This window comes from Cytobacillus sp. FSL W8-0315, assembly GCF_038002905.1.
Lineage (GTDB): Bacteria > Bacillota > Bacilli > Bacillales > Cytobacillaceae > Cytobacillus > Cytobacillus pseudoceanisediminis.
Genome location: NZ_JBBOOC010000001.1, coordinates 1398345 through 1423243, shown reverse-complemented (window position 1 = coordinate 1423243; position 24899 = coordinate 1398345). Strand labels below are relative to the sequence as shown.

The window sequence follows — 24899 nt, the reverse complement described above, 5'->3', positions numbered from 1 at the left end:
GAAGAAATGAAAAGCACCATATTTCATGAAAAACTACCGTTGGAAACGCATACAAGCATAGTTTGCTTCATATTTCTCGTTCTATCTTAAAATTTCAGAAAATTATAAAAATAGTTTATATGCAGTGTATCCAAAAGTATCTCCGGGATTAATGCCGTTAATTAAAGGTTTTATGGAGGAATCAGAAGGATCTAATATGTATTTTAAAAGAACTGATGCATCCGGGTCTTCAGCAAGCTCTTTCGGATCGCGATACTGCACATCAAAAAGTTCACTTTCCTGAACTTTTAATGATTGTCCAGGCTCAGCTTCCAGCAAAAACATAACCATATTATCACTGACCTCCCCTTTGAGAACACCTGTACGCAATCCAAGCAAGCCTTTCACTGAACATTTAATTCCTGTCTCTTCTTCAACTTCACGAACTGCAGCTTCATCAGCTGTTTCGCCCGGCTCGACAAATCCGGCAGGCAGAGACCATTTGCCTTTAAGGCCTCCGTATTTCTTTTTAACGACAAGCCAATAACCTTCAGGTGAAATAACGAGCCCTGAAACCGCCAGCCAGACCTTTCCCCGTTTATGTTCCACTCCCATCCGATAACCTCCTTTTTAACTAATTCTATCACGAAAATTTGTCCATTAAAAAAGGGACAGACTAAATAGTCCATCCCATTACTATATATGATAGCCGATTTATTAAAGAACGTTGAATTTACCTTTTTTCAATACAAGTGAAGGCCCGCCAACCATGTAAAGAGCACGGTTATCGATCATCTTCTTCATGAATGAAGCTTTTGTACCAACCATTTTCTTGCCGAATGCAACACCGATGGCATCGTGTTCACCAAGAGAACATACAGTACCTTTAATATCTGGAGTAAATGTTTCAAGTTCAGTTTTATTGCGGATTAAAGCAGTAATGTTTCTTGCACACACTTCACCCTGCTGCATAGCGATTTGCGCAGTAGGAGGGTATGGACGGTTAATTTCTTCATTGATGATTAATGAGCAGTCTCCGATGATAAATAAATTATCATGGCCAGGAGCACGCAAATCAGGCTGTACTTTTACACGTCCGCGCATTGCTTCAATACCGGAATTCTCAATAATAGAATTTCCGCGTACACCTGCAGCCCAGACAACAGTTGCAGCTTTGATTTCTTCTACTTCATCTTCGCCCTTGCCAACAATGATGCCTTCAGGAGTAGCTTCCTTAATAGCTGTTCCAATCATGAATTGTACGCCTTTTTTCTCCAAGTGAGAAACAGCGTAATTAACAAGCTCAGGATCGAAGCCAGGAAGAACCATTGGCGCTGCTTCTACGCAAATGATTTTCACTTTGTGGTAGTCCACATCGTACTCTTTGCAAAGCTCAGGAACACGGTTTGCCAATTCTCCAAGGAATTCAATGCCGGTAAAGCCTGCTCCGCCGACAACAATTGTCAGGCGCTCGTCTTTTTTCTCAGCGTCTGTATTGTAAGTAGCAAATTGATATTCAATATGCTCGCGGATCTGACGCGCAGCATTTACATTGACAATAGAAAATGCATGTTCCTTAAGTCCTTTAATACCGAATGTTTCCGGCTCAGCTCCTAGGGAAACAACTAGATAATCATAGTCAATTTCGCCACTTTCCAAAATGACTTTCTTTTCTTCTGTTTTAATTTCCAGAGCAGTTCCCTGAACGAATTCAACTTTGTTGCGGTCAATAACATCTTTTATATCATAGCGTACACGATCGTGATGAAGTGTTCCGGCTGATGCTTCATGCAGCCATGTTGTTTCATAATGGTAGTCATTCTTGTTCACTAAAACGATTTCTGCTTCGTTTGTTCCTACAGATTTCTGCAAACGGGTTGCAACCATCAAACCGCCGTAGCCTGCACCGAGGATAACAATCTTTGGCTTTCTCAAGTGTATCACTTCCACCTTTTTTAAGTATTTTCTAATGTTTTCTTATCTTCCACTGCTTTATATTTTTTATAGCAAAAAACATAAAAAAACTTTGTGATGTTATTCACGAACTAGTTTAAAAAAACTCAACAAAATTGTCATAAAATATTAACATTATTCCTCCATTACATCTTATTCTACTTCATATAGTTTTTCAAGCCTAAAAAAATAGACGAAAAACTTAAAAATTTTAAGAAAACCTAAAGAAATATACGTGTTTTTAATTCAGGATCTCCATTTGAAATCTTCCAATTATTCATAATATTTACCTCGATTGATGAGGTTTTAAACGATTTATGTTAGAATAAAGAGTGGAATTTCAATACATACGCGGGGGGATATTGCATGAAAGAAGATCAAAAGGTGTATGACATAACCATCATTGGCGGGGGGCCAACTGGTTTATTCACTGCTTTCTACGGAGGCATGAGACAAGCATCAGTAAAGATTATTGAGAGCTTGCCGCAGCTTGGGGGACAGTTATCTGCTCTTTATCCTGAAAAATACATATATGATGTTGCCGGCTTCCCGAAAGTCCGCGCCCAGGAATTAATTGATAACCTTAAGGAACAAATGGCTAAATTCGAGCCTACTGTATCACTTGAACAATCTGTTGAAAAATTAGAGAAACAAGCTGATGGAACATTTAAGCTTACGACCAATAAAGAAGTGCATTACTCAAAAACCATCATTATCACTGCCGGCAATGGCGCGTTCCAGCCTCGCCGTCTAGAACTTGAAAGCGCAGCTCAATACGAAGGCACGAACCTTCATTACTTTATTGATGATTTAAGTCAATTCGCCGGCAAGAAAGCAGTTGTATTCGGAGGCGGGGATTCTGCAGTAGACTGGGCATTAATGCTTGAGCCTATCGCTGAAAAAGTAACGATTGTACACCGCCGCGATAAATTCCGCGCGCATGAGCATAGTGTAGAAAATCTGCAGAACTCTAAGGTCGAAATCAAAACACCTTATGTGCCTGCTGAGCTTATCGGTGACAGCGAAGGAATCAAACAGGTTGTCCTCGAAGGTGTTACTTCAAAGGAAAAAGAGGTATTCGATGTTGATGCTGTGATCGTAAACTACGGATTCGTTTCCTCCCTTGGCCCAATTAAAGAATGGGGTCTTGAAATTGAAAAGAACTCCATTGTTGTTAACTCAAGAATGGAAACAAATATCGAAGGCATATATGCTGCCGGTGATATCTGCACATACGATGGAAAAGTGAAGCTTATTGCCTGCGGTTTCGGTGAAGCGCCAACTGCAGTGAACCACGCAAAATCCTACATCGATCCAAAAGCGAAAGTCCAGCCAATGCACAGCTCTTCCATGTTTGGCAAATAAAGAAATGCGGAAGCTCCTTGCTTACCCAGATACATCGAGGAGGCAGGCTATCAGCTTTCTTTCGATAAAAAAGGACGGCCCTTCGGGGACCGTCCTTTTTTGAGATTACAAAGATATAGTTCGAAATTATTCCAGTAACTGTCTAGAAGCGTTAAAGGCAGTATTTAGCACTCTTCCGGAGTACCTGTATTTGAAGCGGTACGGAAAGATGACCCACAACCACAATTTGCGATTGCATTAGGATTATCGATTGTGAATCCGCCGCCCATCATCGATTGTTTGTAATCAATTTTTGTGCCTTTTAAGATAGGGGCGTCTTCCTTGCTGACAAGAACCTGGATACCATAATGCTCTGACTGGATATCACCCTCCTCGACTTCATGGGCAAACCCCATTCCATAGGAAAGTCCGCTGCACCCGCCTCCTTTAACGGCTACACGCAAGAATGCATCTTCTTCCTCATTTTGTTTCATCATTTCTTTTATATGCAAAGCTGCTGCTTCTGTTATATCCACAACTTGTTCCATGTTATTCCCTCCTGTACACGTAAGGATATTTCTATATATATAGTATATACAGTAAAAGGTATGTGCTCAACTTAAGAGGCTTTTTCTTTTTATTGCCTTTTCAGAACACTGTTTAACGAATAGTTCTTTATGCCCCTAAACCAAACAATGCATGATACAATAGTCATATTCATTATATTCGGAGGTGGCATTCTATGCAGCAATTAAAGCCTACTTATGATAAAAATTGCGGATGCAGAGTCTGCAGAGAGAGTTTCACCACAAAAAAAATCCGCACCCGATTTGTAAAAGTATTTAATTATGACAGTGATTTTTGCCCAATTTATTCTGATGAAAGCATGAATCCTCTTCTATATTATATTAACACTTGCCCACATTGCGGCTACTCAGAATCAGAGGACTTTTCCCCTTATTTTCCGCCTGGAGCCCTGGACATGATTAATTCTAAAGTTGTAGATGCCTGGATACCCCAGGATTATTGCCAGGACCGTACCATCCCTGTTGCAATCAACGCCTATAAGCTGGCTATTTATTGCGGTACTTTAAAAAGGGAGAAGCATATTATTATGGCTGGTTTATATATCAGGCTGGCCTGGCTTTTCCGGAGTATAAAAAATGATAATCAAGAACAGAGATTTTTGAAACTTGCTCTAAAAGAATATTCGGAGTCTTATATGTCAGATGATTTTAAAGGATCATCTATTTCTGAAACGAGGATTTTCTATCTGATCGGAGAGTTATCCAGAAGGACACATCAGTCTGAACAGGCTGTTAAATACTTTTCAAAAGTAATTGAACTGCAAAGCCGCTCCACTGAGCCTAAATTAATTGAAATGGCAAGAGAACGCTGGCATGAGATGAGACAGGAACAAAAAACTGCCGGCAACTAAGGAAAGCAGAAGAACCTTGCCCGCTTGCGCCAGACAGTTATTCAAGTGGTTACTTTGTTACTTTTGACACAAGAAAAAGGAGCGAAATTTAATCGCTCCTTTTATTAAAACATTGGATTTTCATCCAGATATTGATATATATTTTCAACCAGTTCATCTGGCGTTTCTCCAGTAACCACTTCTCCGTTCACAAGCGCAAAAAGAGTGCTTGCACATTTGCCGCAATACCCAAGACAGCCATATTCTATGACATCCAGGTCATAATCCTTTTCCAGCTTTTCAAGCGCTTTTTGAGAGCCGCTGGCCAAATTGCTGATGCAAAATTCGATGATTGGCTTAATCACATCTTTCACCTCTCTACCCTGTTAATGCTACCTTTTTTACTTGAATTCTGCAAGAAATGGATTCCATTCTCTCCTTTAAAGTGCACATATTTACCACTTCATGTCGTTTATTGTCAAGTTTCCTGCTGATATGTGTTGTGATTTTGACACAATTTCGTTATACTTTTTATGGGTTTGAGGTTATTAATATCATTTATTTATTTTTTTAAGATAACTAATTAACGTTATTTGAGTTCGGCGAAAGTAAACAGTACGGACATAAAGGGGAAATATACTATGAAAAATCTTGTGATACTTGGCGGAGGTTATGGCGGTATGAGGGCGCTTGCCCGCCTTTTGCCTAATCAGCTTCCTGATGATGTCTCCATTACACTAATAGATCGTGTTCCTTATCATTGTTTAAAAACTGAATATTACGCTCTTGCTGCAGGCACCATTTCCGATCAGCATGTGCGTGTATCATTCCCTGAACATCAAAGATTGACCATTAAATACGGTGAAGTGACGAAAATCAGCATAGAGGAAAACAAGGTTTATCTTCAAGGCGAGGAGCCTGTTTTATATGATGATATAATAATAGGCCTTGGTTGTGAAGATAAGTATCATAATGTTCCGGGAGCCGACATTCACACATATAGCATTCAAACAATTGAAAAATCCAGAAGAACGTATGAAGCTTTAAATAATCTATCACCAGGCTCTGTTGTTGGAATTGTGGGTGCAGGATTAAGCGGAGTAGAACTGGCTTCAGAATTAAATGAAAGCCGTCCGGATTTGAAAGTCAAATTGTTCGATAGAGGGAAGCATATACTCTCTGCATTCTCTGAAAGATTAAGCACATATGTAGAAAATTGGTTTCTAGAACATAATGTAGAAATTATTAACCAATCAAATATTACTAAAGTAGAAGAAAAAACCCTTTATAATCATGACGAAGCCATCCACTGTGATGCCATCGTATGGACAGCCGGCATCCAGCCGAACAAAGTGGTTCGCGATATGAATGTGGAAAAGGATCAGCAAGGACGGGTAGTTTTAACGAAGCATCACAATATCCCTGGAAATGAACATGTCTATGTCGTAGGAGATTGTGCAAGCCTTCCGCATGCACCAAGTGCCCAGCTTGCTGAAGGGCAGGCAGAGCAAATCGTTCAAATCCTATTGAAACGCTGGAAAGGTGAGGAACTCCCTGAAACATTGCCAGTAATCAAACTTAAAGGAGTTCTTGGATCATTGGGCAAAAAGCACGGATTCGGTCTAGTCGCAGAACGCCCTATCACAGGACGTGTTGCCCGCCTGCTAAAATCGGGGATTTTATGGATGTATAAATACCATAACGGATAAGAGGGCCCATTGCGGGCTCTTTTTTTTACGTTTGAACCAAAGTAGCGCGGATAACGATAGAGATTGATTTATATTTGCGCCATTACTTTGCTGAAAAATTAATTTGAAAGGAAGTGACCGATAAAGTAAAAATCTGACCGATATTCTGGTATAAATACTGTAGAGATGAAAATTCAACTTCAATATCCAGCTGAATCAGCTGAAACTCTTACCAAATAAAAAAATGAGCATCCCTTTCGATGCTCATTTTTTATTAAACTGCCTGGTATCCGTACTTTTCCATTTCCGCATAGATTGTTTTTAATTTCGGATTGCCTTCACCAACAATTTCATCCTCAATCAGGACAACCGGGTAAAACATATCCTCCTCAATCACTCTCAAGGCGAACTCTTTTTTGTTCTCTTCTTCGGGCGGATTATGAATGTCAACATACACAATTTTAAAAGGCTGGTTGGCAAATTTGCGGGATACTGCCGCTTCCAGCCATTCATATGTCTCCTTGGATGATGGGAGATTCACACAGCTTGGACAAAGCTGTTCTGCACCATACACAGTGATTTCAATTTCTTTTTTCAATCTTCTCTCCCCCTATGCAAAACTTGTTCTTACCTTCATTTTACAACATTAACAAAGAGCAAACCTAATAAAATATTCTCCTAATGAGTGGAAATTACGCTCTTGGAATAGATTTTTAAGACTGATTTGATTATAATAAATATATGGAAAGGAGTCGATTTCACATGGCAGAACAAACGACTATGACTGAACAAGTTCAGGAAGTATTAGATAAATTGCGCCCATTCCTTCTTCGCGATGGCGGGGACTGTGAATTGGTGGATGTTGAAGATGGCATCGTTAAATTGCGCCTTCTTGGTGCATGCGGCAGCTGCCCAAGTTCAACGATTACGTTAAAAGCCGGTATTGAGCGCGCTCTTTTAGAAGAAGTACCTGGTGTAGTCGAAGTAGAACAAGTATTTTAATTTTACCTTACAAAAAGCGATGTCGGCATGACATCGCTTTTTTTATTTATACTGTATGGCCTATTTCCAGTTCAGCTAGGCTTTTTTTTAAAACAGTGACGCCTACCTGATCAATTTTGAGGGAAAGGATTTCCATTTCCGGAAAAATCCGCTGAAGCCCTTCAGCCACTGCAGGAGCACCTTCTGGCTCTGCAAGGCAGAGAACCGCCGGTCCGGCACCGCTTAAGGCAACTCCAAATGCTCCTAGACGAGGTGCTTCCTTTTCAATAACTTCCAAATGGGGAACCATTTTCTTGCGGTAAGGATGATGAAATAAGTCAGCACTCATCATCTTGCCTGCCAGGGAATAATTCCCGCTAAGCAGTGCTGCAACCATGACATTGCCGACTGCCCCAGCCTGTACGGCTTCTTTAAAAGACCATGCTTCAGGCAGGACGCCTCTGGATTCCTTTGTAAGGAGCTCTTCTTTTGGCACCACTGCTATAACATCAAAACTTATATTTTTAATGCTTTGGACAGAAACCTCTTCCTCTGACATGCAGCCAATGACAAGGCCTCCGAGAAGGGAAGCTCCTGCGTTATCCGGATGCCCCTCCATTCGTGATGACAGCTCCAGCTTTTCATACTGGCTCAGCTGAAGATCACAAAGCGCGTCAGCTAATTCAATTCCCGCTACAATGGCAGCAGCGCTTGATCCAAGTCCGCGTGTAAGGGGGATATCACTTGAAATCCGGGCTTTGCATCCTGGAAGCTCTCTTCCATACTTCTTTGCCGTACCCTTTGCAACTTGAAAAATAAAATTCGATTCATCTAAAGGGTAGATGCTTAGCGGCTCTGATAAAGGAATCATTTCAAACTTATCTGCCCTCTCGGCTTCAAGCGTCAAATATAAATTTAATGCGAGGCCGATCGAGTCGAAGCCTGGCCCGAGATTTGCAGTGCTGGCCGGTACTTTGATGACAACCATTTCACCTTCGCTCATGTGTGAACGGCTCCCTTGATATGATCCGCTACTGCTTTTTCATCATTAGGCAGCAAAACTGGCTTCACAGGGCTGCAATCAATGGCTGTATTAGGATCCTTAAGTCCGTTCCCAGTCAGGATGGCCACAACCTTTGTTTTATGCGGAATCTCCCCATTGCGAAGCTGTTTATATACTCCCGCAAGCGAAGCACACGAAGCTGGCTCAGCAAAAATCCCTTCAGAAGAAGCAAGTTTACGATACATGCAAAGAATCTCTTCATCGCTGACTTCATCAATCTTCCCATTTGATTCTGACAATGCTGCATTGGCTAAGTGCCAGCTCGCAGGATTTCCGATTCGGATGGCTGTAGCAATCGTCTCGGGATTTTCAAACACACGGTTATGAACGATGGCCGCTGCACCTTCGGCCTGTACTCCATGCATTTTTGGAAGATCAGTGCCGCGTACTTCACTATATTCTTTAAACCCTTTCCAATAGGCAGAAATATTGCCTGCATTGCCCACAGGCAGGGCAAGGATATCCGGGGCGCCTCCAAGCTGGTCGCAGATCTCAAAGGCCGCTGTCTTCTGGCCCTCAAGACGATATGGATTAACCGAGTTTACGAGAGTAATAGGTTCTGTTTCGCTTATTTTCCGAACCATTGCCAGTGCCTGGTCAAAGTTGCCTTCAATAGATACAACTTCCGCTCCATACATAACAGCCTGCGCCAGCTTTCCCATGGCGATCTTTCCTTCAGGGATGACAACCACACATCTCATGCCGGCTCTGGCTGCATATGCAGCAGCTGCTGCAGAGGTATTGCCGGTGGAAGCACAGATAATGGCATCACTTCCTTCTTCTTTCGCCTTTGCAACAGCCATAACCATGCCTCTATCTTTAAATGACCCGGTTGGATTAGCTCCTTCCGTTTTCACATAGAGGTCAATGCCCCAGTCTCTTGAAAGTTTATCCAGCCTGATCAGGGGAGTGTTGCCCTCATTTAAGGTAAGCATTGGTGTATTTTCATTAACAGGCAGTAAATCTTTATATGTTTTTAAAAGGCCTTCCCATCTCATACTCTGGCGCTCCCTTCCACACGATACGAACTTTTAATTGTTTGGACTGCCGGCAAATCTCTTAAACTTACTAATATATCCTCATAATCCTTAAGAGATGCCTGGTGGGTAACCAGTACAATCTCAGCAAGCCCTTTTTCTTTTAAAGGAAGCTGCAGGATTTTTTCGAAGCTGACATGGTGCTCTGAGAATATGGATGTGATGTTGGCAAAAGTCCCTACCTCATCTTTAACATGCAATCTTAAGAAATACTTCGAATAAATTTCATCTGCACCTTTTAATTTCTTATCATATTGAGGGGCTACCGCGCTCTTACCATTTACCCCAAGACGCATATTTTTCATGACACCCACGAGGTCCGATACCACTGCAGTAGCTGTAGGCAGACTGCCCGCCCCAGGTCCGTAGAACATCGTTTCCCCTACCGCTTCACCGTATACATATACAGCATTGTATTCATCCTGAACCGATGCAAGCGGGTGAGACTCGGACAGCAAAGTCGGCTGAACGCTTACTTCCACCTTCTCCCCCTCCCGATGAGCAATCCCGATCAGCTTCATGGTGTATCCAAGCTGCTTGCCGTACTGCAGGTCCTCTTCTGTAATATCTGTAATGCCTTTAACCTTTACATCATCAAGGTCAATATTCATGGAAAAACCAAGTGTTGACAGGATCGCCATTTTCCTTGCTGCATCAAGGCCCTCCACATCTGCAGTCGGATCGCTTTCCGCATATCCCAGCTCCTGGGCTTCTTTCAGAACTTCCTCATAAGCGCTCCCATTCTTGCTCATCTTTGTCAAAATAAAGTTTGTTGTCCCATTCACAATTCCCATCATTTTTGTAATTCTGTCTGAAGCCAAACCATCTACCAGCCCTCTTAAAATGGGAATGCCGCCGGCCACACTTGCCTCATAAAAGAGGTCACACCCGTTTTGCGTAGCAGCAGCCAGCAATTCGGGTCCATAAACAGCCATTAGGTCCTTATTTGCCGTCACCACATGCTTGCCATTATCCAAAGCTTTCTTTAAATGATTTCTTGTTTCTTCTATGCCGCCCATTACTTCAATTACAACATCTATATCAGCATCATTTAAAATGTCTTCAGGATTTAGCGTCAGCAAATTCCTGTCCACTTTAACTGCTCTTTCTTTATCTGCATCTTTAACAAGAACTCTCTTTACAACAACCGGACAGCCGACTTGGTGCATGAGTTTATCCTGATGTTTCTCAATGATTTGCACCACACCCGATCCAACTGTTCCTAATCCTAATAAACCGATTGAGATTGATTCCACGCTAGCTCCCCCTTTAGTGTTCACTATGAAAGTACATTTGTATTTGTATAGTAGACATTATAGGGGTCAAGCGGCGTTTTTACAATAGGCAATTTTCCGAAAATAATGACTGGAAGCGCTTCACATACTGATTTATTGCGATTTTATTTTTTAAATTTTTTTATCTATAAATAAAGGCACCCTGCTTTGGGGTGCCTTCATCACTTCTATTCGACTGGTGTTTTTGGTTTCTTTCCTGAAAGGACTAGATCAATGTTTTCCACACACAGCTGCATCATGGCATAGCGCGTTTCTATGCTGGCACTTCCGATATGGGGCATAGCCACTACATTTTTCAGCTCCAGCAGAGGATGGTCTTCGCCAATTGGCTCCTCCGCAAAAACATCCAATCCTGCCGCTGCAATCTCTCCTGCCTTCAGTGCTTCATATAAATCATGTTCATTTACAACCGGCCCTCTTGAGGCATTTACAAAAACAGCCTTGCCTTTCATCTTCTGGAATGCATTTCGGTTAAATAAATTCCTTGTTTCTTCTGTCAAGGGCGTCAGGCAGACAACGAAATCTGAGCGTTCGAGCAATTCATCAAAGCTGACATATTGGGCTCCCAGTTCCTGTTCCGCATCCGGCTTCCTCGAACGATTGTGATATAAAATCTCCATATCAAATCCAGCTGCACGCTTTGCAACTGTTTTTCCGATATTCCCCATCCCTACAATCCCGATTGTTTTATGATGTACATCCTGCCCTGCTAAAAGCAGCGGACTCCAGCTCTTCCAATTGCCTTTCTTCACAAACTCAGCAGCCTCCACCATTCTGCGCGCAGCAGCGAGCACAAGCGCAAACGTCAGGTCGGCAGTTGAATCATTCAATACCTCTGGTGTATTGGTCACCGTGATTCCGAGCCTTTTTGCTGTCTCAACATCCACATTATCATAGCCGACAGCCATATTGGCTATGATCTTCAGCTTCCCTCCTGCTTCCAGAACTTCCTCATTCACCGGCTCTGATAGCATAGTTAAAAGGGCATCTGCTTTTCTCGCCTCCTGTAAGAATACATCGTAAGGTACCGGCACATCTTCCCGATCCCACATTTCAACTGTGTACTTTTCTTTTAAAATGGCAATAACATTTTCAGGCAGCTTCCTGCTGATAAATACGTATGGTTTCATTAAAATATCCCCTCTTTACATTCTCAAGCTTATGTTCCATTCGCCAAGTAAGGGGAATTTCCCTGCCTATTTTCAGCTCTTGATCCAATTCACCAGAGGAATCCTGAGTTTTTTGATGGGGACCTCGGCAAATTCGAAAAATCCCCCCAGAAAACGCTCATGATCGTCAGACTGCCAAAGATACTTCTGCAGGCGCTCCTGAAGCACAAGCTTCTGCTGTTCAGAATCTGCACCATAATAATTTTCTATTGTTTCGAAATAATGGAGAGGAAATAATAGACGAGCATAGTATAGCCGCCATGAGAAGGAGGATAATGGCCCTACACTTTGATATTCCGATAAAAATTGGCGCAGATCCGGCTGATACGTTTTGATATTATGGAAATATTTCTCTCTCGTCCATTCCGCCAAATCTCTGGATGAATGATCAAATACCCAGTCAAATGGATTTTTCATATAATAACTGTCTCCCCAGGTGGCAGATGTTAGTCTTATATGACAAACGGTTCCGCTGTCTGCCATTTCTGGTTCGTCATCAAGCTCAGTATCCACAAGATATTGGATTGAATTTTCAGCAAGCCCCATATAGTATGGAAACGACTCTAAAAACATTCTCTCAAAATCATTTTCAGGCTTTTGGAAAAGCATCTCATTCCATACCTTTTCCATTTGATCCAGCCGCTGTTCCCAGAGCTGTTTCCACTGCCCGATTCTGCTTGTTTTTTTCACGGGAAACGAAATGCTCCTGCCTCTGTAATGGAACTTTGCCAGCTTTCGTCCAAACTGACTTTGTTTTCTGCTCAGTGTATGCCGGTTAACCAGAATGCAAAAGCGGCTATCGTTCCAATCAATTGATTGTTTACCTTCCTTTGTTTTCATAAAAGTGCTTATGTTCCTATCCCCGCAATTGGTAAGGTGTTCTGCCATTTGGTCCAGTTCTTCGAGTTCTTCTTCATCTGTATGCCCCGCAGGCACAAGCAAATAAAGCTGTCCCTGCTTTCGGCATGCATCATATTTTCCGATTCTCATCGTATCCTCTGCTTCTATCCCAAATTGTTCTTTCAAAAGTTTTCTAAACATTATACCACCTCATTTTAGAGAGATCCTTATGGAATATATATGATAGAAGACTTTAAAACTTGTTGTTTTCTTGGATAAGACTGTGTACCATGGAAATAATACAGGAAATGAAATTTTTCCGTTTCAGCGGCATCGGGCATATTTGATAAAAAAAGGGTATATACATAGTGAAAAGAATCTAAAAGTGCATAACACAGGACCTTAGCTAGGCCTGGACATTCCCGCAATTATTTAATAACCAGAAAAGGTGAAGCCAATGAATGAAGAAAAAAAAGCAGTTAACGTTACAGAGCAGACAGCACGTAAATGGCTCCATGAAAGAGGGGTAGAAATTCAGGATATAGCTGATTTAGTGTTCTTCCTCCAAGAGAAATATCACCCCAATTTACAAATGAAAGATTGCATTCATAATGTTGAGCGTGTTTTATCAAAAAGAGAAGTTCAAAACGCCATTTTAACGGGCATTCAGCTTGATATGCTGGCCGAGGAAAAGAAACTCTTAGAGCCGCTGCAGTCGATTATCGCTACAGATGAGGGTTTATATGGAGCGGATGAAGTACTGGCATTATCCATTGTAAACGTATATGGTTCCATTGGATTTACCAATTTTGGATATATCGATAAATTGAAGCCTGGCATCCTGAAGGATCTGAACGATAAGAGTTCAGGAAGATGCCATACCTTCCTCGATGATATTGTCGGAGCTATCGCTGCAGCCGCTTCGAGCAGGCTGGCACACAGTGCCGAAAATGCGGAATAAAAAAGGATGGAGAGCTTTTCTCCATCCTTTTCTATTTAAAGTCCCAATCCGCTAATGAATCGAGCACAAAGTCAGGCTTTTTGTCATAACCCTTCAATAGCTCTTTCGTTGTTACACCTGTATGGACAAGCAAGGTATCCATACTGGCATTCATTCCTGCTAAAATATCCGTATCATAGTTATCCCCAACCATCAGGGTTTCTTCCTTAGCTGTTCCCAGCACCTTTAAAGCCTGCTCCATGATGATCGATTCCGGTTTTCCGATAAACACCGGCTCTTTTTGTGTCGATACAGTAATGACAGAGGTTAGTGACCCATTACCCGGAAGCAGCCCTCTTTCTGTCGGAATAGCAATGTCTCCGTTCGTGGAAATGAATGCTGCTCCATTCCGGACAGCCAGACAGGCGATGGATAGCTTTTCATAGTTAATGGAGCGGTCAATCCCCACTACGACGTAGTCCGCATGCTCCTCAGCAAAGCTTAGCCCCTTTTCAGCCAGCGCTTCCCGTATTCCTTCTTCTCCAATCACATAAACTGAAGCATCGGTTTGCTGTTCATATATGTAGTTGGCAGTAGCCATGCTCGTTGTAAAGACCTGCTCTTCTTCGGCAGGAATGCCGAACTTCACAAGCTTCTCTGCTACCTGGGCTGGTGTTCTGGAAGAATTATTCGTCACAAACAAATAGGGAAGATCCAGTTCCCTAAGCTTATTGACAAAATCAGCTGCCTCACTGATCAGCTCTGTCCCGCGATACATGGTGCCATCTAAATCGATTAAGTATCCTTTATATTTTTTCACAGCCATCACTCCCAAATGATCTATGCTTTTATTAATATCCCTATTTTTCAACTGAGCTATCGCCCATAAAAGCTATCTTAAAGGAACGTGGTGAATTGTGCAATTTTTCACGATTGCAAGGATGAATAATAAAGTAATTCCCGCAAAAAAACTCCTTGAACAGGGGCCCCCGCCTAATCTTGCTTTATTATATAATGACAGCACCCATCACCTGCAGCCATACAGGATTTGATATCAACATGATCAGCAGAAAGAAAATCTTTGATAAACTCTTTTTCGGACCTGCAGATTTGTTTAAATTCTTCTGCTGTTTCAATATATGGGCAATTAAACTCTTTGAGGTGGACTTGGCCTTCCTCTATTAGCAATTCCGGCATAAAGCCTTCAAGCAGGAGAAGGTCCTCAAGAACTTGAAGCTTTTCTGAAAAAGATTTCCCGGCCGTCTGAATCTCATACTGCTGTACGAGGCGGTTTTTCCTTCTTGAAAACAACTCTGTAATTAAATGGCCCTGCCCCATGCTTTTAAGTTCTGTTAATAATTCAACACTTAACTGCTTGTATTTTTTCGGAAACAGATCTTCGCCCTTTGCTGTTAGCTGATAAAGCTTTGAAGGGCGCCCTTTTGTTTGCCTCTGGATTGCAGATCTAATAAAGCCATCTTTTTCAAGAGCCTGAATATGCTTTCTGACGGCCATTTCTGTTATTCCCAGCTCTCTGGCCATTTCCAGTATGGAAAGCTTCCCGGTTGTTTTAATTAACCTCAAGATCTCTTCTTTTGTTGAATTTTCTCCAACATGCATGACATTCACCGCCCTTCTCTTTATTCAAGCCTAATATGCTCCCTAGGAACAAAAGCGGAAGCATCTTGATCAGATGAACTCCAACTAAAAACCGCCACCGTCCTGTGGTGAACGTTGAAGCCAGCACATCCAGTGCAAGTCCGGCAGGCATAAGACGAATCAAGCAGGAAACCTCCCAAAGCAAGCTTCGGTCGGGCGATGAATCGCTGACGAAGCGTTCCTTGCCCGATTTCTTGAGTGATTTGGCTTATGACCCGAGGGGCTAGGCGCTGGAGCTAGATGCAGACAGCCTTTCCACAGAGTTATTCATACAGTTCCATTTCATAGTTTCCCATACAGAGAAAAAGATCGGATTTCTCCGATCTTTATTGAGGTTTAAAAGCAGAAACCGGCCCCAGTTCATTGGTTAGATACTCCCTGACCCTGCCCGGAAACTCTTTAATCATGGACATATGACTGCTTATAGCTGTTATTAGCCCCTCATGATTGACGTCTGTGTAATTTTGGACGAGCATTTTACGATATGTAATGAACTGTTTAAAGCTATTGCTCATTTCTTTGCTGATGACCTTTTCGTCGTCAAGAATATCCACGATATCATCGTAGCTGCCTGGATCCCTCATGATAAAGCCGTCAATCATCGTATTACCAGTATCAAGGATAGCTTCGATCATAATTTGGGCAATCCGTTCCAAGGCTGCCTTTTCAATAGGGGATGTCCACTCTTTCACTTCTTCAAAAAGGGAGATTTGCTGTTCCAGATAACTAAGTGTGTCTTCGATCTTTTCCCTGTCTACGAAATACATAATGCTTCCTTCCTCCTATGAAGATTTCAGGCTCTTGGTTAAAGTATCCGGCCGAGCGTAGAAATATCCCTGAGCTAAATCGACATTGTTTCTGGAGAGAACCGATGCCTCCCCTTCACTTTCAATTCCCTCGGCAACCACCAGTGAACCCGCTTCTTTCGCCACTAAAAGGAGACCCTTCAGCATGGATTCTTTTACCCTGTTCGTATCAATGCCTTTAATGACGGAACGGTCGATTTTTATAATATCCGGCATAATCTCACTTATTGAATTTAAACTGGCATAACCTGCACCGGTGTCATCCACAGCCACCCGAAATCCTAATGTTCTTAATACCTTTATATTGTATATAAAGTTTTCAATACCTTCAATGGGATCACGTTCAGTAATTTCAAGTGTGATCTGTTCAGGGGGAATATTTTTATAGCCGGTGAGCATTTTCTTTACATCCCTCACAAACCTTTCATTCCCTATTGTAATCGGGGTGAAGTTAATAAATATATCCTGATTGCAGTCTGTCTTTGTTATCTGTTGAAGTGTTTTCTCAAGTACGATTAGCTCCAGATCATAAAGGCTTCCCGTCTGCCGAGCAATGCTAAAAAGCTGTAGAGGGCTTTCCAGGGAAGTGCCGCTCGGACCTCTTGTGAGCATTTCCCAAGCCTTTATCTCGCCTGTAGCCACATTAATAATCGGCTGTGCCAGCATTTTAATATCCTTTTTCGCTACAATTTTATTTATTTTGTACATCATTTCATTAAACTCGGATCTGACCCTTTTTTCGGCCATTGCGAGTGCATGCTGATGGGCTTTGTAGACTGCTTCCTGAACAGACGAATAATACTTCTTTTCAACAAACATATATCCCGTATCAATAACCGGCTTTATATGAGGTGTATCACTATGTATGTATTTTTCAGCTTCTTTGACAATTTTTTTCAGTGTTTGATCAATTTCTGTCACACAATCCCTGCTATGGTCCACTTTCATTATCAAGGCAAGGCCATCGCTATAATGATCATGCACGATAATGATTTGATTATCTTCAAGTTCCCGCTGAATGACTGCCAAAAATATGATCTTAATGTTTTTTATAAACTGTCTGAAAGAAAGCTCACCCAGCTGTTCGGACAGGTCTTGCCAATTTTTAAAATTAAAAACAGCAACGGCCACTTCAAACCCTTGTTTCAGCGCCAGATTTACTCCTTCTGCAATCGGGTCACGGATAATGAATTGGGGAGGGAAATACTTTATCTTATTTAAAGGAAGCATAAGTTTGCCCCAATTTCCAACCGGCTTAAATCTTTTTATGTAATGGTGGACCATACCTTTCATTCCTCTCAGCTGCCAGCTTTATTTTTGTATTGACTATAAGCCTTTATTACTATGCTACCCTACCAGCTATTGTATCACAATATTTTGAATTGAGTATTTTTTCCTTTAATAGAAAAAATATATATTTAGCCATTAAAGGGTGAAAAGAGAATAAAAAGATTCATCCCCTTCGAACATAAACCCAACAAGGACATGCTATAATCGGTATATAAAACAACTGAGGAGTGTTATATTTGGCAGAACGCTTTTTCTTATATGATGATCTCGAAGAAACAAAAACCAGATTTGTCAGCTTTATGGGAGAAAACCAGCGATTCGATTTGGCTATTGTTCGTTCCGATCGCTATTACGGCAAACAATTGGTCCTTGATATCCAGGGAAGCCGATTTGCCATTATTGGAGAAGATGATTTAAAGGAAGAAGGCTATCTTGAGCATGTTTTTCAGCTTTCTGAGGAAGATGCAGAGGAGCTTAAGTCATTTCTCATGGAAATCGTTTAATATACGATAATAAACAGATACTAAGGGAGAACCTATTTTGTGGGTTCTCCTTTTTCTTTAAAGACCCTGCTGCATATAAACTTCCTAAGGAGTGATAGCATGGACGATAAAGAAAGACGCACATACACCGATTTCTCAAATGTGGAAACGCAAAGGAATTTCCTTATTCCCGAGGACTTGCCTGAAGGTGCCTATGGCTCTCCCAGAAATGCGGATGAGCCGGTAGAGAACAAAAGCACCCCATGGCAGGAGGGCCAGCGCTATTACAGTGCCTTCAATTATGAGTTCAAGTCCCTCCATCAGAACTTGCCGAGGCAAATGCCAGGGGCGCATCCGCCGCATGATGACCCTGATAAAAATGAAGAACCGCCATATACAGAGACTTAAAAAAGCGTACACCAACAAAGGGCAGGCAGCATCAAAAAAAGGGCAGGGTTACCCCCCTGCCCTTTTTAGCTTTTCACTTTTTTCACAACAAAATAGGCACATCCGAAATTACAGAATTCGTAAAGATACTCGGTCAGAGTACTTATTTTTGTATCAAATGAAGCCTTTTGGTTCTGATCATCGAAAAAGCCGCGGAGACGAAGCTGACCATATCCCCAGTCGCCAACAATATAGTCATACCTGGATAAAATTTCGCTGTATCTCCCGCGAAATGCTTCCTCATTAAAACCATCCCGTTCTTCCTGAATCACTTCATAGCAGATATTATTAATGCAGACCAATTTATTCACCTCAACTTAAAAAGCATATGTACCAGTATTATATTGGAAATCACAGGATATGAAAACAAACCAATATTTGTCCTAATTAAATTATAACTGATTCCCCATCAATTACTAAGAGAAAAAAATTCAGCAGTGGCAATTCTATAGATGAGGAGGTGTTTATAGTGAAAAAATCACTAATCATTCTTGGCATTAGCGGCATGGCTGCACTGACTGCCTGTCAAAACAATGCCGCAAAAGAAGATATCTATGAAGAAACCGGTCACACCATAAATGTAAATGACCAGCGTGCTGATTTATACAACAGGGATATGGGCAATGGGCGAAACGGCCGAAACAATACCGGTGAAGACTTCGGATATGTGCGCCATCAAAAAAGCCCAATTATGGGAGACAACGTTTCAGCGGATCACTATGCTGCCATTGACCGTGAGCAGGTTGCAGATATTATCGGAAAATATTGTACTGAAGTTCCGAACGTGGACGATATTTCAACTCTTGTAACAGATGAAGAAGTCCTGATCGTGTATAACACTGACACAAAAAATCGCAATCAGACAGCTGATCAGGTGAAGAAGATGGCTATGTCTGTAGTCCCAAGATGGTATCATGTCTATGTAAGTGATGATACTTCATTAAGGAAAAATGTTGAAAACTATGCAACAGTTGATTCTGATGGACGTAATGCTGAAAATGGCATTAACCAGTTAATTAAACAAATGCTTAATTCTCCTCAAGGAGAAAGAATGAGTGAAAGTGAAAATGAAAACGGTGAAATGCAAGGCGAAAGAAACGATGATATGGATAAAGATGATCTTGGGGAAAACGTCAAGAAAGCAGGTAACCGTTAATCATTCAGCAGTATGAAAAAAGAGTCCAGCGATGGCGCTGAACTCTTTTTTTTATCTTATGCTTCCTGGATTTCCTTTTCTCCCAGAAGCTGCTTTTGTTTAGATGCCGCATTTACCTGTTCATCAGCATGATAGGAAGAGCGGACAAGCGGGCCTGCTTCACAATGGCTGAATCCTTTGCTCATTGCAATGTCCTTCAGCTCCTGGAATTCTTCAGGTGAATAGTATTTCAAAACCTTAAGATGTTTCTTGGATGGCTGAAGATACTGCCCTATTGTCATAATATCAACATCATGGGCACGCAGATCATCCATTACCGCAATTATTTCCTCTTTTGTTTCGCCAAGCCCGATCATCAAGCTGGATTTTGTAGGAATATCTGGCTGCATCTCTTTTGCACGCTTTAAAAATTCAAGAGAGCGCTTATATTTTGCACGCGCTCTTACTCTTGGAGTCAGGCGCTCAACTGTTTCGATATTGTGGTTAAGAATATCAGGCCGGGCATCCATAAGCATTTTCAGATTATCATACACACCGCCCATGTCTGAGGGCAATACTTCAATCGTAGTGAACGGGCTTTTTCTTCTGATGGCACGGACCGTTTCTGCGAAAACAGCAGCACCGCCGTCCTTTAAATCATCTCTTGCTACAGCTGTTACCACTGCATGCTTTAAGTTCATTAGCGCTACGGAATCTGCTACGCGTTCCGGCTCCTGAAGATCCAATTCAGTTGGCAGGCCCGTTTTGACAGCACAAAAACGGCAGGCACGCGTACAAACATCCCCAAGAATCATGAACGTGGCCGTTCTTCTTACTGCCCAGCATTCATGAATGTTGGGGCACTTAGCCTCTTCACAAACAGTATGCAGATTTTTTTCCCTCATCATTTTTTTTAGGCCAGTATAATTTTCATTTGTGTTTAACTTTATTTTCAGCCATTCAGGCTTGCGCAAGTACTCTTCTTTTTTGCTCATTTTCCCACTCCTTAAACTGAAGCTAGACGGAAAGAAAGGCGCAAGCGCCTTTCCCTTGGCTTGAGGCCTCGAGGGGGTAGGCGCTGGAGCCAGACAGTTATCTGACTTCAGAATTAATACATTCCTGCCTATTAAAAAAGCCTGTCATAAGCAAATTCCGACTAAGCTGATTAGGCTTCACCTGATGCCACTTTATCATAATGAATTGAAGAGGACAAGCCGAAGATTCTGGTATTACCATTAATTGATATTTATTAAATTATCCATTCCTCACAAACTAAATAAGCAGACCATAAAAGAAGGGAGGATTTCCGTGCGGATATTATTTACCGCAGCTGCGGCCTTATCGTTATTTCTGATTTCCTTATGCACAGTCAGCGCCCAAGAAAATCAAGCTGATGTATATAAACAAAGAATGACCTTATATAAAAAAGTTGAAGCTGTTACGAACATCCCCTGGTATTACCTTGCGGGGATTGATCAGTATGAACGGAATGTCCGGCAGTCCAGAAGGGATATTCCCAAAGCAGAAGGCATTACAGGCATCTATTTCAAACCTGAAGAGTGGGCGGGAATATTGAACCCAGATCCATCCGATGAGAATCCTACATCCATACAATTTTTCAATGGAATAGGAATGGACGGGGACGGGGACGGAAAAGCCAGCTTGAAAAGTGATGAAGATGTTCTTCATTCCTTTGCCAAATTCCTTCTCTCATATGGTACAGACCATGATAATTTAAAAATTGGATTGTGGAATTATTATAAACGCGATAAAGCTGTCGGCATCATTATCGGCAAAGCCCAAATTTATAAGCAGTTCGGCCGCCTTGATCTTGATGATCACACCTTCCCTGTCCCTTTGAGGAGCAATTACAGCTACAGAAATACCTGGGGTGACGCCAGAGGATGGGGAGGAAGGCGGATTCATGAAGGAACAGATATTTTCGCTGATTACGGGGTGCCCGTCCGGGCTACATCTTATGGAATAGTGGAAATGAAAGGCTGGAACAAATATGGAGGATGGAGAATCGGCATACGTGATATTAATAATAACTATCATTACTTTGCCCATTTAAGCGGATTTGCAAAAGATCTGAAAGTTGGGCAAATCGTTGAGCCCGGGATGATGATAGGAGGGGTAGGAAGCTCCGGCTACGGGCCTCCGGGTACATCAGGTAAATTCCCTCCCCATCTCCATTATGGCATATACAAAGACAATGGCTATACTGAGTGGTCCTATGATCCATATCCTCATTTAAGATTATGGGAAAGACAGGATCGGATAAAAGCAAGAAGAAAATAAACATAAATAAAGGGCTGCCTATTTAACCAGGCAGTCCTTCATTATTTATTATTTATTATTTAGCTTTTTTAGCTTTAGATACTGCATTCATTATACTTGCTGCCAGACCGCCCCAGATAATGAGCATCCCAACCACCATCATTGTAATTGCGCCACCAGACATTATTGAGATACCTCCTTATCATTTGGGATCGTAAGCTTAGTCTGTGTTTCGTTCTTTTTAATTGCCATAAACACAAAGCCTAAGATAATGGCTCCAATTGCTACTCCCCATCCTGAATAGAGCAGGAAGCTTGTAGGATATCCTTCATAATTATCTTTAACATTCGTAATAATGTTTTGAATCATCATATAACCAAGCACGATTGGTGTAATTCCAATTAAACACACTTTCCACCATGCCCCAAGTTTTATATCGGAAACAGCATCTGCATGGTTTTGAAGATTTTTCAATTCTTTTAAAACCCATCCAACAATTACAACCTGGACAAGTCCTGCCAAAGCAACTCCAAACTGGTTAATGAAGTAATCAGCTGCATCAAGGAAGTATAAACCGCCCTGTGTAGCAAAAAGGATGGAAATAACAGCAGATAAACCGCCGCCAACAAGAACAGCTTTATTACGTGATACATTAAACTTATCCTGTACTCCGGCAACAAATGTTTCAACAATTGAAATTAGCGAAGTTAAGCCCGCCAGTGTTAAACAGATAAAGAAGAAAGACCCGAATAACCCATTTAAAGCAGGGAATTCGTTAATGATTTGCGGGAATACCACGAATGCTAATCCTACACCGGATGATACAACTTCATTAATACCCACACCCTGCTGTGCAGCCATGAATCCTAATGCGGCAAAAACTCCGATCCCTGCAAGAAGTTCAAATCCAGAGTTTGCAAAACCTGTAATGAAAGCACTGTTTGTCAGATCCGTTTTCTTAGGAAGGTAGCTTGAATATGTTACCATGATGGCAAATCCAATTGATAAACTAAAGAAGATCTGGCCATATGCCGCAACCCAAACTTTAGGTTCTGCAATCATCTCCCAGTTCGGCTTAAAGAATGCATCCAAGCCGGCAATAGCTCCATCAAGCGTCAATGCGCGAACAACAATAATTAAAAATAAAACTACAAGGACAGGAATAAAGATTTTGTTCGCGATTTCGATGCCTTTTTTAATTCCCTTGAACAGGATGCCAAGTGTTACTGCCCAAACAATAACTAACGGAATAAAAACTCCTGGGACAATCCCGCCAATATCTCCTGGCGTTTCAGAAAGCTTCAAATATTCTCCAAAGAGGAATCCGTTTGGATCGTCACCCCATTTGAGATTAAACGAAAAGCCTGCGAAAGACATCGCCCATGCGATAATAACCGCATAATATGTTGAAATGACAAATGAGATGGCTACCTGCCACCAGCCTAACCATTCGTATTTTTTACTTAATCTAGCATAAGACAGTGGTGCTGAACCCCGATACTTATGGCCAATTGTAAATTCCATAATCAGAAGCGGTATACCTGCTGTCAGCAGAGCAAATAAATACGGAAAAAAGAATGCTCCCCCTCCATTTTCATATGCAACTGCAGGGAAACGCCAAATGTTTCCTAGACCAATTGCAGAACCCACTGCTGCCATTATAAAGCCAGCTCTGGATCCCCACTGCGGACGATTCTCCATAGTAATTACTACCCCCTGTAAATATTCCCAATTAAAAAGAACAATGGGAACTTTTTATATTTTCAGATAATTAAATCTAACTAAGCCTAGTATAGCTAGTTTTTGATAATCTGTCAAAACATTATTTTCCTAATAGTATTATTTTTCGAAATAATTTATTTTAGTACATTGCCAGAGTAAAGCACATAAAAAATTAGTATACTCGTATTTTAATTATCATTAGAATTCAACTCGGCCAGGAGTTATTCCACCAAAGCTGATCAATATATTCTTTGTCCTCACCCCCTTAGTAAAATTTATTCTTAAAAGCTAAAAACTTTCATTTTTTATTCAGAAAATTCAAAATAAAATTGGTAAGATGCCAAAATTAACCTTGTTTGCTCTTCTAAGACCCGGGAATATAATCAATGTGCTTAACCATTACCAAATATAGCATAAAGCACTACAAAGGAGGTTTTTACAAATGGATGCCAATATTATCGGAGTTTATAATTCACAAAGGGAAGTAGTAAATGCCATTCAAGAACTGCAGAATGACGGATACCCTGTTCAGGATCTATCCATCATTGGACAGACAGAACACCTGGATACGTCTCTTGAAGATAAAACCGGTGTTCATACAGAGACCTTCGAGACTAAAGATAGAGACAGCAGCGAGAGCGCGGGATTCTTAAATAGTCTGGCATCATGGTTTGATGATGATCGCATGAGCAGCGACTCTGCAGGTGAAAAGTTCAGGGAACTGGGCATGTCAGATGATGAAGCACGCAAGTATGAAGCTTATGTAAACGAGGGAAAAATCATTTTATACAGTGATAGAATGGATACTGCAACAGGCTTTACCAATGCCGGAACTGCTGAAGCCAATGTGGACAGCACTTACAATGGGGGATATAGCCAGCAGAGGAATCCCGCTGAAGAAGATGAACAATCATTAAAACTTCGGGAAGAACAGCTGGATGTGTCAAAAGAACGTGTTCAAGCCGGAGAAGTTGAAATCCATAAAGATGTTGTGGAAGAACAAAAAGCAATTAATGTACCGGTAGAGCATGAAGAAGTGTATGTAGAAAGAAGAAGAGTGGATGATCCAACTGGTGCAAGCACATCACCTATATCAGATGAGGAAACAATCAGGATCCCAATTACAGAAGAGCGTGTAGAAGTCTCCAAAAGGCCTGTTGTCACCGAAGAAATTGTCGTAGGCAAACGGGAAGTTCAGGAAACCCAGCAGGTTAAAGAAAACCTCAAGAAAGAAGAAGTGCATCTAGAAGGCGGCCAAGAATATGTTACTGACGATGAAGACTTAAATCGTTCTCTTAATAGAAAAAATAATGACAACCTATAATTAAAAAGGTCCCTTCCGGGGGACCTCTTTAATATGATGGATGAACAC

The 24899-nt window shown here is 41.5% G+C and carries 28 protein-coding genes and 1 pseudogene; 10 read left to right on the top strand and 19 right to left on the bottom strand.

Annotated features, from left to right (window positions below; all coding sequences use genetic code 11):
* Positions 1-102 precede the first annotated feature (102 nt).
* Positions 103-594 carry an NUDIX domain-containing protein gene (locus MKY20_RS07285; protein ID WP_071156686.1) on the bottom strand — a complete coding sequence of 164 codons (492 nt, stop codon included), beginning with the start codon at positions 592-594 and terminating at the stop codon, positions 103-105.
* A 102-nt stretch (positions 595-696) separates the two neighbouring features.
* Positions 697-1914: an NAD(P)/FAD-dependent oxidoreductase gene (locus MKY20_RS07280; protein WP_009331685.1), complete on the bottom strand. Its 1218-nt coding sequence runs from the start codon at positions 1912-1914 to the stop codon at positions 697-699.
* Between the two features lie 384 nt (positions 1915-2298).
* Here MKY20_RS07280 and MKY20_RS07275 point away from each other — a divergent pair, with 384 nt between their 5' ends.
* On the top strand, positions 2299-3297 hold the full coding sequence (locus MKY20_RS07275; protein WP_009331686.1) for an NAD(P)/FAD-dependent oxidoreductase: 999 nt from the start codon (positions 2299-2301) through the stop codon (positions 3295-3297).
* 164 nt (positions 3298-3461) lie between these two features.
* Here MKY20_RS07275 and MKY20_RS07270 read toward each other — a convergent pair whose 3' ends face one another.
* Positions 3462-3824: a HesB/IscA family protein gene (locus tag MKY20_RS07270; protein ID WP_009331687.1), complete on the bottom strand. Its 363-nt coding sequence runs from the start codon at positions 3822-3824 to the stop codon at positions 3462-3464.
* A gap of 194 nt (positions 3825-4018) precedes the next feature.
* Here MKY20_RS07270 and MKY20_RS07265 point away from each other — a divergent pair, with 194 nt between their 5' ends.
* Positions 4019-4714 carry a DUF2225 domain-containing protein gene (locus MKY20_RS07265; protein WP_009331688.1) on the top strand — a complete coding sequence of 232 codons (696 nt, stop codon included), beginning with the start codon at positions 4019-4021 and terminating at the stop codon, positions 4712-4714.
* Between the two features lie 104 nt (positions 4715-4818).
* On the opposite strand, the gene MKY20_RS07260 is transcribed toward MKY20_RS07265, so the two are convergent.
* The gene (locus MKY20_RS07260; protein WP_009331689.1) at positions 4819-5058 is read right to left on the bottom strand and encodes a YuzB family protein; all 240 of its coding nucleotides are present in this window, start codon (positions 5056-5058) and stop codon (positions 4819-4821) included.
* Between the two features lie 276 nt (positions 5059-5334).
* Here MKY20_RS07260 and MKY20_RS07255 point away from each other — a divergent pair, with 276 nt between their 5' ends.
* Complete coding sequence (locus MKY20_RS07255; protein ID WP_009331691.1) at positions 5335-6402, top strand: NAD(P)/FAD-dependent oxidoreductase; 1068 nt, start codon at positions 5335-5337, stop codon at positions 6400-6402.
* 253 nt (positions 6403-6655) lie between these two features.
* Here the strand turns inward: MKY20_RS07255 and MKY20_RS07250 are convergent, their stop codons facing one another.
* Positions 6656-6979 (bottom strand): YuzD family protein, encoded by a 324-nt coding sequence (locus tag MKY20_RS07250; RefSeq protein WP_009331693.1) that lies wholly within the window; start codon positions 6977-6979, stop codon positions 6656-6658.
* A 182-nt stretch (positions 6980-7161) separates the two neighbouring features.
* On the opposite strand from MKY20_RS07250, the pseudogene MKY20_RS07245 reads away from it, so the two are divergent.
* A pseudogene (locus tag MKY20_RS07245) lies at positions 7162-7383 on the top strand (NifU family protein); the annotation flags it as partial.
* 46 nt (positions 7384-7429) lie between these two features.
* Here MKY20_RS07245 and thrB read toward each other — a convergent pair.
* The 5 genes from thrB to yutH form a co-directional block, all read right to left on the bottom strand.
* A complete protein-coding gene (thrB, locus tag MKY20_RS07240; RefSeq protein WP_217026123.1) occupies positions 7430-8365 on the bottom strand; it encodes a homoserine kinase in 936 nt (311 codons plus the stop codon).
* Entirely contained in the window at positions 8362-9423 is a 1062-nt protein-coding gene (gene thrC, locus MKY20_RS07235; protein ID WP_217026122.1) for a threonine synthase, read from the bottom strand. Before thrC ends, thrB begins: the two co-directional genes overlap by 4 nt.
* A complete protein-coding gene (locus MKY20_RS07230; RefSeq protein WP_019380026.1) occupies positions 9420-10718 on the bottom strand; it encodes a homoserine dehydrogenase in 1299 nt (432 codons plus the stop codon). The genes thrC and MKY20_RS07230 overlap by 4 nt, the downstream gene beginning before the upstream one ends.
* Before the next feature lie 206 nt (positions 10719-10924).
* Complete coding sequence (locus MKY20_RS07225) at positions 10925-11887, bottom strand: 2-hydroxyacid dehydrogenase (RefSeq protein WP_009331706.1); 963 nt, start codon at positions 11885-11887, stop codon at positions 10925-10927.
* A gap of 72 nt (positions 11888-11959) precedes the next feature.
* Positions 11960-12967: a spore coat putative kinase YutH gene (gene yutH, locus MKY20_RS07220; RefSeq protein WP_009331708.1), complete on the bottom strand. Its 1008-nt coding sequence runs from the start codon at positions 12965-12967 to the stop codon at positions 11960-11962.
* A 256-nt stretch (positions 12968-13223) separates the two neighbouring features.
* Here yutH and MKY20_RS07215 point away from each other — a divergent pair, with 256 nt between their 5' ends.
* Positions 13224-13727, top strand: coding sequence for a phosphatidylglycerophosphatase A family protein (locus MKY20_RS07215; RefSeq protein WP_009331709.1), 504 nt, complete (start codon positions 13224-13226; stop codon positions 13725-13727).
* A gap of 31 nt (positions 13728-13758) precedes the next feature.
* Here the strand turns inward: MKY20_RS07215 and MKY20_RS07210 are convergent, their stop codons facing one another.
* From MKY20_RS07210 to MKY20_RS07190, 5 genes are all read right to left on the bottom strand, one after another.
* Positions 13759-14526 (bottom strand): TIGR01457 family HAD-type hydrolase, encoded by a 768-nt coding sequence (locus tag MKY20_RS07210; RefSeq protein ID WP_071156718.1) that lies wholly within the window; start codon positions 14524-14526, stop codon positions 13759-13761.
* Between the two features lie 173 nt (positions 14527-14699).
* Positions 14700-15326: a helix-turn-helix transcriptional regulator gene (locus MKY20_RS07205; protein ID WP_009331711.1), complete on the bottom strand. Its 627-nt coding sequence runs from the start codon at positions 15324-15326 to the stop codon at positions 14700-14702.
* Positions 15277-15489 (bottom strand): hypothetical protein, encoded by a 213-nt coding sequence (locus MKY20_RS07200; protein WP_071156680.1) that lies wholly within the window; start codon positions 15487-15489, stop codon positions 15277-15279. Before MKY20_RS07200 ends, MKY20_RS07205 begins: the two co-directional genes overlap by 50 nt.
* Positions 15490-15691: 202 nt before the next feature.
* The gene (locus tag MKY20_RS07195; RefSeq protein ID WP_009331712.1) at positions 15692-16132 is read right to left on the bottom strand and encodes a DUF86 domain-containing protein; all 441 of its coding nucleotides are present in this window, start codon (positions 16130-16132) and stop codon (positions 15692-15694) included.
* Between the two features lie 15 nt (positions 16133-16147).
* Complete coding sequence (locus MKY20_RS07190) at positions 16148-17464, bottom strand: EAL domain-containing protein (protein WP_009331713.1); 1317 nt, start codon at positions 17462-17464, stop codon at positions 16148-16150.
* A 233-nt stretch (positions 17465-17697) separates the two neighbouring features.
* Between MKY20_RS07190 and MKY20_RS07185 the strand changes: the two genes are divergently transcribed.
* Positions 17698-17964, top strand: a complete 267-nt coding sequence (locus MKY20_RS07185) for a DUF3055 domain-containing protein (RefSeq protein WP_009331714.1) — start codon at positions 17698-17700, stop codon at positions 17962-17964.
* 99 nt (positions 17965-18063) lie between these two features.
* Positions 18064-18351 carry a hypothetical protein gene (locus tag MKY20_RS07180; protein ID WP_009331715.1) on the top strand — a complete coding sequence of 96 codons (288 nt, stop codon included), beginning with the start codon at positions 18064-18066 and terminating at the stop codon, positions 18349-18351.
* 65 nt (positions 18352-18416) lie between these two features.
* On the opposite strand, the gene MKY20_RS07175 is transcribed toward MKY20_RS07180, so the two are convergent.
* The gene (locus MKY20_RS07175; protein WP_009331716.1) at positions 18417-18692 is read right to left on the bottom strand and encodes a YutD family protein; all 276 of its coding nucleotides are present in this window, start codon (positions 18690-18692) and stop codon (positions 18417-18419) included.
* A 167-nt stretch (positions 18693-18859) separates the two neighbouring features.
* Between MKY20_RS07175 and MKY20_RS07170 the strand changes: the two genes are divergently transcribed.
* On the top strand, positions 18860-19546 hold the full coding sequence (locus MKY20_RS07170; protein ID WP_009331717.1) for a YhcN/YlaJ family sporulation lipoprotein: 687 nt from the start codon (positions 18860-18862) through the stop codon (positions 19544-19546).
* 56 nt (positions 19547-19602) lie between these two features.
* Here the strand turns inward: MKY20_RS07170 and lipA are convergent, their stop codons facing one another.
* The gene (lipA, locus tag MKY20_RS07165) at positions 19603-20520 is read right to left on the bottom strand and encodes a lipoyl synthase (protein ID WP_192907833.1); all 918 of its coding nucleotides are present in this window, start codon (positions 20518-20520) and stop codon (positions 19603-19605) included.
* A 313-nt stretch (positions 20521-20833) separates the two neighbouring features.
* Between lipA and MKY20_RS07160 the strand changes: the two genes are divergently transcribed.
* Entirely contained in the window at positions 20834-21826 is a 993-nt protein-coding gene (locus MKY20_RS07160; protein WP_009331719.1) for a M23 family metallopeptidase, read from the top strand.
* 55 nt (positions 21827-21881) lie between these two features.
* On the opposite strand, the gene MKY20_RS07155 is transcribed toward MKY20_RS07160, so the two are convergent.
* Entirely contained in the window at positions 21882-21989 is a 108-nt protein-coding gene (locus MKY20_RS07155) for a methionine/alanine import family NSS transporter small subunit (protein WP_019382719.1), read from the bottom strand.
* Positions 21989-23506 (bottom strand): sodium-dependent transporter, encoded by a 1518-nt coding sequence (locus tag MKY20_RS07150; protein ID WP_251175028.1) that lies wholly within the window; start codon positions 23504-23506, stop codon positions 21989-21991. The genes MKY20_RS07155 and MKY20_RS07150 overlap by 1 nt, the downstream gene beginning before the upstream one ends.
* Before the next feature lie 463 nt (positions 23507-23969).
* Here MKY20_RS07150 and MKY20_RS07145 point away from each other — a divergent pair, with 463 nt between their 5' ends.
* The gene (locus MKY20_RS07145; protein WP_251175027.1) at positions 23970-24851 is read left to right on the top strand and encodes a YsnF/AvaK domain-containing protein; all 882 of its coding nucleotides are present in this window, start codon (positions 23970-23972) and stop codon (positions 24849-24851) included.
* Positions 24852-24899: the final 48 nt, after the last annotated feature.

Excerpts from the sequence above, each read along its gene's own strand:
- MKY20_RS07285 (WP_071156686.1), bottom strand. The coding sequence starts at position 594 with ATGGGAGTGGAACATAAACGGGGAAAGGTCTGGCTGGCGGTTTCAGGG.
- MKY20_RS07275 (WP_009331686.1), top strand. The coding sequence starts at position 2,299 with ATGAAAGAAGATCAAAAGGTGTATGACATAACCATCATTGGCGGGGGG.
- MKY20_RS07270 (WP_009331687.1), bottom strand. The coding sequence starts at position 3,824 with ATGGAACAAGTTGTGGATATAACAGAAGCAGCAGCTTTGCATATAAAA.
- MKY20_RS07265 (WP_009331688.1), top strand. The coding sequence starts at position 4,019 with ATGCAGCAATTAAAGCCTACTTATGATAAAAATTGCGGATGCAGAGTC.
- MKY20_RS07255 (WP_009331691.1), top strand. The coding sequence starts at position 5,335 with ATGAAAAATCTTGTGATACTTGGCGGAGGTTATGGCGGTATGAGGGCG.
- thrB (WP_217026123.1), bottom strand. The coding sequence starts at position 8,365 with ATGAGCGAAGGTGAAATGGTTGTCATCAAAGTACCGGCCAGCACTGCA.
- thrC (WP_217026122.1), bottom strand. The coding sequence starts at position 9,423 with ATGAGATGGGAAGGCCTTTTAAAAACATATAAAGATTTACTGCCTGTT.
- MKY20_RS07225 (WP_009331706.1), bottom strand. The coding sequence starts at position 11,887 with ATGAAACCATACGTATTTATCAGCAGGAAGCTGCCTGAAAATGTTATT.
- yutH (WP_009331708.1), bottom strand. The coding sequence starts at position 12,967 with ATGTTTAGAAAACTTTTGAAAGAACAATTTGGGATAGAAGCAGAGGAT.
- MKY20_RS07215 (WP_009331709.1), top strand. The coding sequence starts at position 13,224 with ATGAATGAAGAAAAAAAAGCAGTTAACGTTACAGAGCAGACAGCACGT.
- MKY20_RS07205 (WP_009331711.1), bottom strand. The coding sequence starts at position 15,326 with ATGCATGTTGGAGAAAATTCAACAAAAGAAGAGATCTTGAGGTTAATT.
- MKY20_RS07195 (WP_009331712.1), bottom strand. The coding sequence starts at position 16,132 with ATGTATTTCGTAGACAGGGAAAAGATCGAAGACACACTTAGTTATCTG.
- MKY20_RS07190 (WP_009331713.1), bottom strand. The coding sequence starts at position 17,464 with ATGAAAGGTATGGTCCACCATTACATAAAAAGATTTAAGCCGGTTGGA.
- MKY20_RS07180 (WP_009331715.1), top strand. The coding sequence starts at position 18,064 with ATGGACGATAAAGAAAGACGCACATACACCGATTTCTCAAATGTGGAA.
- lipA (WP_192907833.1), bottom strand. The coding sequence starts at position 20,520 with ATGAGCAAAAAAGAAGAGTACTTGCGCAAGCCTGAATGGCTGAAAATA.
- MKY20_RS07155 (WP_019382719.1), bottom strand. The coding sequence starts at position 21,989 with ATGTCTGGTGGCGCAATTACAATGATGGTGGTTGGGATGCTCATTATC.
- MKY20_RS07150 (WP_251175028.1), bottom strand. The coding sequence starts at position 23,506 with ATGGAGAATCGTCCGCAGTGGGGATCCAGAGCTGGCTTTATAATGGCA.
- MKY20_RS07145 (WP_251175027.1), top strand. The coding sequence starts at position 23,970 with ATGGATGCCAATATTATCGGAGTTTATAATTCACAAAGGGAAGTAGTA.